13 protein-coding genes are annotated in these 14,085 nt (G+C 43.1%); 11 read left to right on the plus strand and 2 right to left on the minus strand.

Annotated features, from left to right (window positions below; translation table 11 throughout):
• The 11 genes from BUE31_RS22540 to BUE31_RS22590 all read left to right on the plus strand — a co-directional run.
• On the plus strand, positions 1–909 hold a 909-nt coding region (locus tag BUE31_RS22540), incomplete at its 5' end, for a cadherin-like beta sandwich domain-containing protein (protein ID WP_143167219.1).
• A gap of 86 nt (positions 910–995) precedes the next feature.
• The gene (locus BUE31_RS22545) at positions 996–1,526 is read left to right on the plus strand and encodes a hypothetical protein (protein ID WP_073406122.1); all 531 of its coding nucleotides are present in this window, start codon (positions 996–998) and stop codon (positions 1,524–1,526) included.
• A 254-nt stretch (positions 1,527–1,780) separates the two neighbouring features.
• Positions 1,781–3,100: a serine hydrolase domain-containing protein gene (locus tag BUE31_RS22550; RefSeq protein WP_073406123.1), complete on the plus strand. Its 1,320-nt coding sequence runs from the start codon at positions 1,781–1,783 to the stop codon at positions 3,098–3,100.
• A 158-nt stretch (positions 3,101–3,258) separates the two neighbouring features.
• Positions 3,259–3,840 carry a Crp/Fnr family transcriptional regulator gene (locus BUE31_RS22555; protein WP_073406124.1) on the plus strand — a complete coding sequence of 194 codons (582 nt, stop codon included), beginning with the start codon at positions 3,259–3,261 and terminating at the stop codon, positions 3,838–3,840.
• A gap of 118 nt (positions 3,841–3,958) precedes the next feature.
• The gene (locus tag BUE31_RS22560) at positions 3,959–4,837 is read left to right on the plus strand and encodes an NmrA/HSCARG family protein (RefSeq protein WP_073406125.1); all 879 of its coding nucleotides are present in this window, start codon (positions 3,959–3,961) and stop codon (positions 4,835–4,837) included.
• Positions 4,838–4,929: 92 nt separating this feature from the next.
• Complete coding sequence (locus BUE31_RS22565; protein WP_073406126.1) at positions 4,930–5,802, plus strand: pirin family protein; 873 nt, start codon at positions 4,930–4,932, stop codon at positions 5,800–5,802.
• Positions 5,803–6,031: 229 nt separating this feature from the next.
• The gene (katG, locus tag BUE31_RS22570; RefSeq protein ID WP_073406483.1) at positions 6,032–8,266 is read left to right on the plus strand and encodes a catalase/peroxidase HPI; all 2,235 of its coding nucleotides are present in this window, start codon (positions 6,032–6,034) and stop codon (positions 8,264–8,266) included.
• A gap of 231 nt (positions 8,267–8,497) precedes the next feature.
• Positions 8,498–9,295, plus strand: coding sequence for a helix-turn-helix domain-containing protein (locus BUE31_RS22575; RefSeq protein ID WP_073406127.1), 798 nt, complete (start codon positions 8,498–8,500; stop codon positions 9,293–9,295).
• A gap of 70 nt (positions 9,296–9,365) precedes the next feature.
• Positions 9,366–9,779 (plus strand): transcriptional regulator, encoded by a 414-nt coding sequence (locus BUE31_RS22580; protein WP_073406128.1) that lies wholly within the window; start codon positions 9,366–9,368, stop codon positions 9,777–9,779.
• 206 nt (positions 9,780–9,985) lie between these two features.
• Entirely contained in the window at positions 9,986–10,885 is a 900-nt protein-coding gene (locus BUE31_RS22585) for an SDR family oxidoreductase (protein ID WP_073406129.1), read from the plus strand.
• Between the two features lie 15 nt (positions 10,886–10,900).
• Positions 10,901–11,821, plus strand: a complete 921-nt coding sequence (locus BUE31_RS22590) for a helix-turn-helix domain-containing protein (RefSeq protein WP_073406130.1) — start codon at positions 10,901–10,903, stop codon at positions 11,819–11,821.
• 68 nt (positions 11,822–11,889) lie between these two features.
• Here the strand turns inward: BUE31_RS22590 and BUE31_RS22595 are convergent, their stop codons facing one another.
• Positions 11,890–12,969, minus strand: coding sequence for a YncE family protein (locus BUE31_RS22595; protein WP_200801970.1), 1,080 nt, complete (start codon positions 12,967–12,969; stop codon positions 11,890–11,892).
• Positions 12,970–13,024: 55 nt separating this feature from the next.
• Positions 13,025–14,035, minus strand: coding sequence for a YncE family protein (locus BUE31_RS22600; protein ID WP_073406131.1), 1,011 nt, complete (start codon positions 14,033–14,035; stop codon positions 13,025–13,027).
• Positions 14,036–14,085: the final 50 nt, after the last annotated feature.

Genomic DNA, 14,085 nt, shown 5'->3' on the forward strand with positions numbered 1-14,085 from the left:
ACATTGACTGCGGTAAGCGGGCCCGGTTATAAGAATTATACAACAGCCGTACCAAATAGCGAAACCAGCCTGCAGATTATTGCCGTAACGCAGAATGCTGGGGCTACTATAAAAGTAAATGGCATCACAACCGCTTCAAATGTGGCCTCACAATCGATACCACTGAATGTTGGCGCAAATGTTATCACCACGGTTGTAACCGCGCAAGATGGCACAACAACCGATAGTTATATTATTACGGCTAACCGTGCGTCGGGAGCATTATCAACCAATGCGCTGTTAACGTCAATAAAAGCAAGTCCGGTTAGCACATTGACTGCGGTAAGCGGGCCCGGTTATAGGAATTATACAACAGCCGTACCAAATAGCGAAAGCAGCCTGCAGATTATTGCCGTAGTGCAGGATGCTACAGCTACTATAAAAGTAAATGGCGTCACAACAGCGTCAAATGTAGCCTCACAATCAATACCGCTGAATGTTGGCGCAAATGTTATCACCACGGTTGTAACCGCGCAGGATGGCACAACAACCGATAGCTACATTATTACGGCTAACCGTGCAGCACCCGGGATGGCGCTTCAATATGTTGAAAACCCTGCCGATAGTTTGAAAGCAGCAGATGACGGTATTGTGGTACATAAAGGACTTTCTCCAAACGGGGATGGCATTAAAGATGTATTCACTATAGATGGATTAACCACTTACCCGGATAATAAAGTAACTATCATGAACCGTAGCGGCATTATTGTGTTTGAAACAAAAGGTTACGACAATAGTTCAAGAGTATTTGACGGGCATTCAAACATAACCGGTAAATTGCAACAGGCGGGCACCTATTTTTATTCACTGGAATATCGTGTCGGCACAGCCAATAAACATAAAACAGGTTTCATCATACTTAAATACTAATCGGACAATAACGTTTGGATGCGGAGAGAATTACAACTCTCTTTTCCTGATCTTTTTAATTACACAGGTATTATTAGATTTAAAGTATGAGGAAGTTTTTGTACTTAATTTTTCTGATAAGCGCAGCATTTATCATTTCCTCATGGATGGGCATAGCTGTAAATAAAAAAATTAAACATAAATTCCTGGTGACAGGATCAATTATGCAAACAGTAAGTTATTGTAGTGGGGCCCGGCCCGCCCAGAAAATTTTGGATAGTTGTAATACGCCGAAAGGAATTTCATTCGGGAAACTTTTTATCAAATCGGGCGTGATGAATATAGAAGGGGCGCCGGTAATTCACGAGATCAAAGCGGACTCCAATGGGAATTTCTCCACCTATCTTCCCGCCGGAAATTATTGCCTGCTGGAAGAATGGAAAACCAAACCTTTTAAGCTCCCATTAAATAATGTAAATCAAACGGTAGATTCAGCTTGCTTCAGAAATTTATATAATGCTGCTGATTTTAATTTAAAGATCACCAATAAAAGTATCCACCATATGAAATTTGTTTTTCATCGGACTTGTCCCTATAATCAACCTTGCGTTTCTTATCGCGGTTCATTACCACAATAGAAACAAATAAGATTTTATTTACATTTTGGTTATCCCGGCAGTTCGATCCTGCTCTCCTCTACTGGCAGAAAGCCTTCGATAGATCGAAGGCTTTCTTGTTAATTAAGCGAATACAAAGTGTGTAGTGACTGACCATAAGCTAACTGCATTTTCAGGCATATCAAAAACCCCGCATTGTAGATATTAGGCCCCTATCCGTCGATAGCTTTTACTACTTAATTAAATCCTATCTTTATCTACTAAACACTAACGCAATGATTAAAAAAAGAGCCTATCTTTTATTGTTGTTCCTTATTTTACAAAGTTGCACTCAAACTTTTAATAAAGCCAAGTTAGACAGTTTTTTTGTCGCGCTGAGCAAGCATGATGAAAACATGGGTAGTATTGCCATCGCTGCCAATGGTGTGGTGGTTTATCAGAACGCAATCGGTTACAGCCAGGCAAATGACCGGGTAAAGACACCGGCAACAATTAAAACTAAATACCGGATAGGCTCTATCAGTAAGATGTTTACCGCAACTATGATATTTCAGTTGATTGATGAAGGTAAACTTGGCTTTGAAACGCCTTTGGCTAGTTATTTCCCACAACTCCCTAATGCCGGAAAGATTACCATAGGAGAAATGCTTGACCACCGTAGCGGTCTGCATAACTTTACGAATGACTCTCTTTATACCACATATAGGGCCGTCCCTATGTCAGAAGCTGAAATGGTCGCCATTTTTGCCAGGCAGAAACCCGATTTTGAACCGGATGCAAAGGCCGAATACAGCAATACCAATTTCGTGCTGCTGGGTTATATCATTGAAAAACTGACCGGTAAAACCTATGCCGAAGAATTGAAAAAACGTGTCACCTCAAAAATAGGCTTGACAGACACTTATTACGGCACAAAAGCCAACCCAGCCAAAAATGAAGCATACTCCTACAATTATCCAGGGCAATGGACGCAAATGCCCGAAACGGATATGAGTATTCCGGGCGGGGCGGGTGCTGTTGTATCCACGCCGACTGACCTGATTAAATTTATAAATGCGCTTTTTGAAGGAAAACTCATTAGCAGGGCTAGTTTAGAGATGATGAAAACGATGAAGGACAATTACGGTATGGCCATGTTCACGATTCCGTTTGATGATAAAAAGGGTTTGGGACATACCGGGGGCATCGATGGATTTTCCAGCGTGCTTATTTACTTTCCGGAGGATAAGCTGGCTGTAGCTTATACTTCCAATGGTGTTAGGTATTCAACTAATGAGGTTATCATGGGTGCATTAAGTATTTATTTTAACCGACCGTTTGCAATCCCTGAGTTTAAAACGATTACACTAACTACGGCCGACCTTGATAAATATGTTGGTACATATACAAGTACCCAAATGCCACTAAAGATTCGTATCACTAAAAATAACACTTTTCTCTTTGTGCAAGCCACTGGTCAGACGGTATTTCCTTTGGAAGCTAAAGGAGGTAACAAATTTTCTTTTGCTGGCGTTACTTTGCAATTTGAGCCGACTAAAAAAACTTTCACTTTAACCCAGGGAGGAGCTACCTATCTATTTACTAAAACCGACTAATAAGATCAAAGTGCAAATTTTCTTCAAATCCTCTAAGAAATAATTCGAGAATTGTCCAGTTGGGGCTAAGACTTGCGACTAAAGACTGTTGACTTAACACTAGTATTATCAAACTGAAATATATCTTTGTATTGGGTTTAATTCAATAATCATAATCAATGCATGAAAACCTTTTAGACTACATCAAACAACGCGCTACCTCGCCACTTACAAATGATGAAGAAGCGTTAATTGTAGCGGCTTTTCATCCAAAAAAACTCCGGAAAAAGCAATACTTTTTGGAAGAAGGCAATGTGTGTAAATACGTTGGTTTTATTGTAAAAGGCGCTATGCGACAATACAGCGTAGATGACAAAGGTGTGGAGCATGTGGTACAATTATACATTGAAAATTATTGGGCAAGCGACCGTGAGAGTGCTGTCATGCTTACACCATCGAAATATTATATTGATGCCTGGGAAGATACCCACCTACTCGTTGCTACAGTAGCAGACATGCTGGATCTGATAGAAAAAGTGCCTTCATTTGGACAAATGACAAGATTAATGGACCAAAGAAGTTTCATCGTTTCTCAACGAAGATTGAATTCTACCATTAGTAATACAGCAGAAAAACGCTATGAAGAATTTGCCGACAACCACCCTCAATTTATTCAACGATTCCCCCAACATCTCATTGCTTCTTTTTTGGGCATAACTAAAGAAACTTTAAGCAGAATTAGAAAACAAGCAATTAAATAACTTCCTATTTTAATTTTTGATTCTACAAAAGCGTTGATAAATATCAACGCTTTTTTTTATCATTTCTCATCGTTCCGGGGCGTGCTGTTGCTGCAATTTTACATCATAAAACAAACAGATGAAAAAGCAAACAATAGTAGTAATAGGAGCAACCGGCTCACAAGGTAAGGGTGTTGTAGATGCCCTTGTAAATGAAGGCTCTTTTAATGTGAAAGCAATAACACGTAATCCGGAAAAATATACAGGTAAGGCAAATGAAGCAGTTTACGCGGATCTAAAAGATTTGCAATCCTTGAAAGATGCTTTTACAAATGCTTATGGTGTATTTGTGGTAACCAACTTTTGGGAAGGTGCAGACGAAATAACCCAGGGCAAAAATGCCATTGAAGCGGCAAAAGCAGCAGGAGTGCAACATTTTATCTGGTCAACACTCCCGGATGTTGAGCTCATTAGTGAAGCAGGATTTGAAGTACCTCATTTTACTGGCAAAGCTAAGGTAGATGAGCTGGTGAAAAGTGCAGGGTTCAAATATGTAACCTTTGTTCAGCCACCATTTTATTATCAAAATCTTGTTGGAATGTTGGGGCCACAACCAAAACAAGATGGCACAACCGGTTGGACATTACCGATTGACCCAACAAAAAAAGCGATTCACATGTCGGACATTAATGACCTGGGAAAAGTAGTCGCTGGTGCATTTTTGCAACCCGAAAAAGTTGGAAACGGCAATTACCTTGCCCTGGCGACAGGGTTGTACAGTTTTAATGATATTATAGAAGCCTATAAAGCCAATGGCAAAGCGTACACCTTTTCACAGGTGCCGGCCGAAATATTTTCAACCTTTTTTGAAGGGGCAAATGAGCTAGCAGAGATGTTTGGGTACTTTGAAAAACACACTTATATGGGGCCTGATTCAACATCACGAATTGAATTGGCAAAAGAAACTGCCACCCACAAATTTGTGCCGTTCCAGGAATGGCTGAGTAAAAACAATTAAGAAAATGAAACCATCATGAGCTACCACTCAAAAAACAAAATGAGTATAGCTCATGATAGCTTCATCTCCATTTAAAAACAAATTATGTTCTGATGAAAAAGAAAACAAGTTTCTCAACAAAAGGTAATAGTGCTGCCGTAGGCCCGCTATCCATCCAGCGAATGTTACCTAATCGGTACGCTAACAAAGTTGGTCCTTTTGTATTTCTGGATTATGTTCTCCCCGTTGTTAAAGAAACCATAACCCAAAATGGTATGGGAGCTCATCCGCACCGGGGCATTGCAACATTAACTTATATTCTTCAGGGCGAAGTAGAGCATTTTGACAGTGCGGGAAATGAGGCGATAATTCGTTCGGGAGGCGCACAATGGATGAAGGCAGGTACGGGAATAATCCACGATGAAAATTTAAATTACGACTCCCAGACGGGGAGCAAATTTATTCAGGGTTTTCAGTTTTGGATAAATTTACCTGCAAAAAATAAAGCCGAAAAGCCTGCTCATATCGCTGTACAAGCCAACGAAATCCCCAAAAAAGAATTGCCGAATGAAAGTGGTTGGTTAAAGGTTATTGCTGGGAACTATGAAGAATTGAGTTCGAAGATCCCAAATTATTCAAGGCAGTTTTTGTATCATATTCAATTGAAAGCAGGCACACAATTTTCAGTAGCAATTGAAAATGAAACGGAAGTTGCGGCCTTTTTGCCCATGCAAAATGTGAGGCTAAACGACACCGAATTTCAAGTGGGTGAATTTATTGAGTTTGACAAAGTGGCCGGAGAAATTGAAATAAAAAACACTTCTTTAACAACAATCGATGTCCTGTTATTTGGCGGTGAAGAATATACAGAAGCTGTGGTAGCCGAAGGCCCGTTTGTAATGAATTCGCAAGCGGAAATAGCAACTGCCTACCGGGATTTTTATGCAGGAAAATATGGGAAAATAAAACTAACAGCACAAAAATAATTAGCCCGGGATGAATATCATCATAAAGTAATAAATGAATCTTATTATTTTACAAGATCTCGTTGACATTGAGCACACTGAATAGGTAGTTAATTATCGGGAAATGTGTATCGATGCCTTTAGCTCAACCATAATTATGTAAATTATTTATTTATCAGCGTTGAGCACTACCATGTTAATAAATATTGTCATAAATTGGTTACGTAAACCAATACCAATTTATGATACTATGGAAAACAATGAATCTCAGCCCCTGGCAGAACTAAATAAGAGTGCTGCCAAATGCCCTTTTTTGGGCGGAGCTCTAAAACAAAGCGCAGGTAGTGGCACCAGGAACCGCGACTGGTGGCCTAATCAGTTAAAATTGAACATCCTTCGTCAGCACTCATCGCTTTCCAATCCGATGAGTGCGTCGTTCAGCTACGCTGAGGAGTTCAGGAGCCTGGATCTGAATGCGGTAAAAAAAGACATCTTTGATTTGATGACGACGTCGCAAGACTGGTGGCCGGCCGATTACGGGCACTATGGGCCGTTCTTCATCCGGATGGCCTGGCACAGTGCAGGAACCTACCGCATCTCTGACGGCCGCGGTGGCGCGGGCTTTGGCACCCAGCGATTTGCACCGCTCAACAGCTGGCCTGACAATGCTAACCTGGACAAAGCACGCTTATTGCTTTGGCCGATAAAAAAGAAATATGGCAAGAAAATTTCGTGGGCAGACCTGATGATCCTTACCGGCAACTGCGCCCTTGAGTCGATGGGCTTCAAGAGTTTCGGTTTCGCTGGTGGGCGTGCGGATGTTTGGGAACCTGCAGAAGATATTTATTGGGGCGCCGAAAAAGAATGGTTGGGAGACAATCGCTATACGGGCAACCGTGACCTGGAAAATCCGCTTGCGGCTGTTCAAATGGGTCTGATTTATGTGAATCCGGAAGGCCCCAACGGAAACCCCGACCCGCTTGCTTCTGCCCTAGACATCCGGGAGACCTTTGGCCGTATGGCAATGAATGACGAAGAAACCGTTGCGCTGATTGCCGGCGGGCATAGCTTCGGCAAAACCCATGGCGCCGCCGATCCGGGCCAATATGTTGGCAGGGAACCCGCAGGTGCGGGCATTGAGGAGCAAAACCTGGGCTGGAAAAACACATTCGGCAGCGGTAATGCAGGCGATACGATTACAAGCGGTCTCGAAGGCGCATGGACCACCACCCCAACAAAGTGGAGTAATAATTACTTTGAGAACCTGTTTGGCTATGAATGGGAGCTAACCAAGAGTCCGGCGGGCGCTCATCAGTGGAAACCGAAGGACGGAGCAGGCGCCGGTACCATTCCCGATGCGCACGATTCATCAAAACGCCATGCACCCTTTATGCTTACAAGTGATATTGCCCTTCGGGTGGATCCAATATACGAACCAATTTCCCGGCATTTTTATGAAAATCCGGATCAGTTCGCAGATGCTTTTGCCCGGGCGTGGTTTAAGCTAACGCACCGTGATATGGGCCCGCGTGCCCGCTACCTGGGTCCTGAAGTACCTGCGGAAGAGTTGATCTGGCAAGACCCTGTCCCTGCAGTTACGCATGAACTGATTAATGATCAGGATATCGCTACGCTAAAGAGCAAAATCCTGGCTTCCGGACTTTCAGTATCCCAACTGGTATCAACCGCCTGGGCGTCGGCATCAACATTCCGGGGATCCGATAAACGTGGCGGCGCAAATGGTGCACGCATCCGTCTTGCCCCGCAGAAGGATTGGGAAGTGAACAATCCGGCTCAGCTGGCTAAGGTTTTAGAGACGCTTGAGGGCATCAGAAAAGAGTTCAACAGCGCTCAGGCTAACGGCAAGCTGGTTTCGCTGGCGGATCTGATCATTTTGGGTGGATCTGCGGGCATAGAGCAGGCTGCAAAGAATGCCGGCCATAATGTTACAGTACCTTTTGCATCGGGACGTGCAGATGCATCGCAAGAGCAAACAGATGTTGAATCATTCGCCGTACTTGAACCGGGTGCAGATGGGTTCCGCAATTACTTAAGTACCCGGCACACTTCGGCAGCAGAAGCAATGCTGGTAGACAAAGCACAACTGCTGACGCTGACCGCACCTGAGCTGACCGTTTTGGTTGGCGGGATGCGCGTGCTAAACACTAACTTCGATCAGTTTCAACACGGCGTCTTCACCAAACGTCCGGGGGCGCTTACCAATGACTTCTTTGTGAACCTGATTGATTTTGGCACGAAATGGGACGCGATTTCGGACGCCCAGGATGTTTTTGAGGGTCGTGACCGTAAGACGGGTGAGCTCAGGTGGACCGGCACCCGTGTCGATCTCATCTTTGGTTCTAACTCTGAGCTTAGGGCCCTCGCTGAAGTATATGCCTGTGAGGATTCGCAAGGGCAGTTTGTACAGGACTTTGTTGCGGCATGGACCAAGGTGATGAACCTGGACCGTTTCGACCTGGCTTGATTTCAGAATTATATTATTTAGTTTTAAAAGGTGGCCTTGAGACGGGCCACCTTTTTTCATTCAGATCGACTTGCTATTTATGTTTTTTATAAATATGACCATTGGGGTTTTTCATATTTTTATCTATTATATTTATATTATACAATCGATCAGCCAGGTTTGAAAGACAGCACCCGGTGAGGTCTAAGGTAGTTCTTAAATAAAAATGCCATACTAATCAACAGGAAACAGATGAACTATTGTATCTACAAACCACCCCAAATTCTGTCGGATCTTGTTTGTCACTATTGGACCCTGGATGGAAATGTGCCAATTGATCAAACGTACATTCACAGAACATTGGCTAACTTTTGCCCAGAGTTAATTTTCCATTACGGAGGAGTATTTTCGGAATTGGTTGCTAACAACCACATTGAAAAGACCTTTACCACAGGCATCCATGGCCAAACCAACCAAATCAGGCGTTTTACTGCAAAGGAAAATTATGGGATCTTTGGCGTATTACTTCAACCTTATGCCATTCCGATCTTGTTTGGGATCCCGTCAACGGAGTTCAGAAATGAACTGGTTGATCTGACATTATTAGGGCAAGACGGGAAAGATCTAACCGATCAAATGATGTCGGCAAAAGACAATACCCAACGATTGCAATTAATCAACCGCTTTTTAGCGCAACGCATAAAGGAATTTGACAGGCCTGAAATAGTATCTGCTACACAAAGAATTTATAATCGGAACGGGCTTGTAAACATTCAAAACCTAGCAGATCAATCTTCCCTCTCACAAAGACAATTTGAACGAAAATTCAAGGAACATATCGGATTTAGTCCGAAGTCGTTTGCAAGGCTAGTACGGTTCAAATCATTAATTAACACCTATAAAAAGAGGGATTCAACACTTACACAAGTTGCATATGACTTTGGTTATTATGACCAGGCCCATTTTATTCAAGACTTCAAACAGTTTTCGGGCTACAATCCTAACGCTTACTTCTCAGGGGAAGCAAAAGAGGTTTTTTATGCGCCTTGAAAGTGTCGTTTTTTTCCAATTTTGGAGCGTAGGCCCCCTTTTATATTTGTAGAAATAAAAACATACAAATATGGAAACAATAAAATTTGACAACGACATCAAGGTGTTCTATGTAACTGCAAAAACATTTCCAGAGGGCATTCCAGATGCTACCAACAAACTCCATAAATTATTCCCTTTTTCGAAAGAAAGAAAAATCTTCGGCCTGTCCCGTCCGGAAAATAATGATAAGATAGTTTATAGAGCCGCCGCAGAGGAATTAGAACCTGGCGAAGCCGAAAAGTTCAATTGCGAAACACTTATAATAAAAAAAGGAAAATATGTTTGCTTGCCTGTTAATGACTTTAGAAAAGACATTATGAGCATTGACAGGGCATTTAAACAATTACTTAGAGAACCTAATTTAGACCCGGAGGGATATTGTGTTGAATGGTACGCTACAGACAAAGAAGCTGTAAAATGCATGATAAGGCTGAACGAATAAACAACTGTCCGTTCTCTCTGAACTAAAAACAAACCTGCCTTTCTTCATCAGAAAGGCAGGTTTGTTTTTAGATAAAATTTATCGGTAATATCATCCCTTCCGCAATACTTCCCTGCCCTCCTCCTTTTTTGACTACAACAAAAGTAGATTCGGCTACATCGCCCGCTTTGCCGCTCTGCAACTTTGTATCATCAAAAAAATAGAAAATGAAAATTACAATAACAGGTTCGTTAGGACATATCAGTAAGCCACTAACAATGGAGTTGGTGCAAAAAGGACATGCGGTTACCGTTATCAGCCGCAAGCCCGAAAAACAAAAAGACATTGAAGCACTCGGCGCAAAAGCAGCCATTGGCACAATGGAAGACCCGGATTTCCTGGCAGCCACTTTCAGAGGTGCGGATGTGGTTTATTTGATGGAAGCGATGGGCGCAGGTAGTTTCTTCGATCAAAATTTTGACATTATGGCTGCACATACCAAAATAGCCAGCAATTATGCCCAGGCTATCCGGCAGTCGGGGGTAAAGCGCGTGGTGCATCTAAGCAGCATTGGCGCCCACACGGACAAAGGCAATGGCATTCTTGCTTTTCATTACAACGTAGAAAATATTTTGAAACAGTTACCAAACGATGTTGCCATTAAATTTATGCGTCCGGTTGGTTTTTACTACAATATGCTTGCGTTTATACAAACCATAAAAGCACAAGGCGCAATTGTGCAAAACTATGGTGGAGATGAAAAAGAACCCTGGGTTTCTCCTTTGGATATTGCAGCGGCTATTGCCGGAGAAATTGAAAAACCTTTTAACGGCAGAGAAGTTCATTACATAGCAAGCGACGAAGCTTCACCCAATGAAGTGGCAAAAATTTTAGGTGAGGCAATCGGAAAACCTGACCTGAAATGGTCGGTAATTCCTGATGGACAATCATTGAATGGAATGATAGCCGCGGGGTTCAACCCGCAGGTTGCCGAAGGCCTGGTGGAAATGAATGCAAGCAGGCGCGGCGGTGTGTTGTACGAAGATTATTACCATAACAAACCAGTGTTGGGAAAGATAAAATTGAAAGACTTCGCAAAAGAATTTGCGGCTGCCTTTAACCAATAATTAGTACATTGTGACATGGCAAACATCCAGCCCTATCGGATTAAAACGATCAGCGAATATCACCGGATCATGGGGCTTCCCAAGCCGGAGCATCCGTTAATCAGTGTGATAAATTTCGACTCCATTAAACAGTTGCCCTACAATGAATCCATAAGTTTGGTATTTAATTTTTATTCCATTTCACTAAAAAGAGATTTCAATGCCAGGATGAAATACGGGCAGCAGGAATATGATTTTGATGAAGGCATCATGTTTTTTATTTCACCCGGCCAGGTTTTTGGAATTGAGATTGGGAAAGATGAAGCATTAAGGCATTCGGGATGGTTGTTACTCATCCATCCCGATTTTTTATGGAATACGCCCTTAGCCAAAACCATAAAACAATATGAATTTTTTGGTTATTCGGTACATGAAGCCCTCTATCTTTCCGAAAAGGAAGAAGCAACGACTATAGGCCTGATGCAAAACATAGAGCAGGAATATCATGCAAACATTGATAAATTTAGCCAGGACATCATTATTGCTCAACTGGAGCTGTTGTTCAATTATGCCGACCGGTTTTATCACCGGCAATTCATAACCCGGAAAATAACCAACCATCATATCCTGAATCGCCTGGAAGACATCCTTACGGAATATTTTAGCAATGATACCCTGGCAAAAAAAGGATTGCCTACCGTTCAATATATTGCCGAAGCACTGAACATGTCGCCCAATTATTTAAGCGGCTTGCTAAAAGTATTGACAGGCCAAAGCACCCAACAGCATATCCATGATAAACTGATGGAAAAAGCAAAGGAAAAATTGTCCACCACCGGTTTATCAGTAAGTGAAATTGCATACGAATTAGGTTTTGAACATCCACAGTCGTTCAGTAAGCTATTCAAAACAAAAACCAACCTTTCGCCTTTGGAATTCAGGCAGTCGTTCAACTGACAAAATTAACTTCAGTAACATCGCTCCCTCTGCTTCACGGGAAAGCCTGCAACCCTAACTTAAAAATCTCATGGCCGCACCGCCCATGCCAGGCCATCGGCTCCACGGATCTCAATGTGCCCGGTTACTGTGAGGGTTTTAAGGTCAACAACAGCTACATAGTTGTCGGCGGTGCAGCCTATGAACGCGCGGGATCCGTCATCGTCTACCAGGATGCCTGCCGCACCACGGCCAGTATTCAGGCGTTTCACTTCCTTGTGCGATACCGCGTCATAAACAAACAGGTCGCCGGTTCTCAGGCTTGTGATCAGCGCCAGCTTGCCATCAGGTGTAAACTTCAGGCGGTTTGCGCCAAAAACTTTTGCATCAAGTGTAGCAGTTACCTTTTTGGATGCAATATCAATGATAGTAATTGTTCCGTCGTCAGCGCCGGCTGTCCATAATTCCTTGCCATCGGGCGACACGTCAAAGCCTTCTGAACCCTTTCCTACCGGGATAACAGTCTGTACCCAGTCCTGATGCGGTGGAGGCGTAAATCCTCCTCCCGGGTTTGGTGCGGGTTTAAGCAGGCTATCCACCAGGATACTCACCGTTCCCGACGAAACGTTTGTGGTATAGATCTTTTTGGCATCGTTGGTTACATAGATCATATGCGTACGGTCCTGTCCTGTTCCCATGCTCCAGTCGAGTTTATTTGTTGCAGGGTCATACCTGCCAACTGCTTTTGCCCCTTCGGCGCTAAACCACACCTTGCCAGCAGCAAACGTGAGGCCATGCGGACCCATCAGCGGGCGGGTATCAATGTTAAATAGAGGTTTTTGAACCACCAGGTCAATTACATTTAATTCATGCAGACTGCCCCCGCCATAGATAGAAACATAGGCCGTCTTTCCATCGGCTGACGCGATGACCTCATGAGGATCAGACCCTACCGGAACACGTGCAATAACCTTCAGCGAAACCGGATCAATGATTGCCAGGATATGATCGCCTTTTGAAAGTGCAAGCAGCGCACGCGGTGGTGTAGCCTGGCCCGCACATTGAGTTACAGCGCCAATTAAGGCTATCCATAAAAAACCAGCCGCAAACAAGCTGCCCAGGCTGGATCTTATAGCTTTAAAAATCGGGGTATAAATGGCTTTTTTCATATCATTCACCTTATTAAGACCGGTAATATTTGTTTGAAAGTATAAGTATCCCTTGTTATTTATCAATCACCAACACCTTGAAAGTGCCGGGGATCAAAGAAGGCCTGAATTCACCCTGCTTTTTGGGGGCAAAATCGCCGGTTGTTGAATAGATCTTATGGGTTAGCTGGTCAACAGCCATCGTCCTGGCTCCCTTTTTTGTCTTCAATGTTTGAATAACCGCGAACTTTTTTGATGACATTTCTTTAATAACCGTCAACGTTCCTTCGCCATTTGAAGAATAAACCAATTTTAAGGTCTTATCAAATCCCACAGCATCAGATTCATCCCCGATGGGCAGGCTTGCCACTATCTTTCCTGTTAGCGCACTCATTACAATCAGGGTTTTATTATCACAGCCAGCAAAAAGAAGCATGTTTTTCCTATCAATAGCTAAGCCGGAAGCCCCTTTTGCCGGGGCATTTGGCCAGGTATGGATCACCTTGTACGTTACGGCATCAACAACATCAACTTCAGCCTTTTCCGCATTGTTAACGTAGATCTTTCCGGCGCCGTCACTTACAGCGGTTTCGGGCCAGCCGGAGAGTTGGATTGTGGCCACAGGCTGATCAGTTACCGGATCAATCACCGTCATGTTTTTACTTTTGCCGTTACAGCTGATCACTTTTTTTGAAAAATCATCGTAAAAAATACCATCGGAAAACTCACCGGCAGGTACATGCGCCAATACCTTAAAAGTTTTCAGATCAAACACCAGCACGCTGTTTGAAGAGCCATTGGAAATATATCCTTTCCCTAATGCGTGCACCAGGGCAATGCCATGCACATCTTTATCAGTAGAAATAACGGCAATAGAATCGCCGGTAATTTTATTAATTACGTTAACTTTTGTACCGTGCGAAACATATAACCTGTCGGAAGCGGTATCAACGGTGAGGTAGTCATAGCCGCCGCCACTATTGATGTGAAAGATCTTCGAAATGTGAAACAGGGGTTTCTGCTGGGCATAGGCGCCGCAGGTTGAAACGATAAAAGACAAAAAAAGTATTGCTTTACTGATTTTCATGATTATTAGGCTGGTTATAGTGAATGATTAACATATTGATTAATGCAATT

Source organism: Mucilaginibacter sp. OK098, from assembly GCF_900142915.1.
Classification (GTDB): domain Bacteria; phylum Bacteroidota; class Bacteroidia; order Sphingobacteriales; family Sphingobacteriaceae; genus Mucilaginibacter.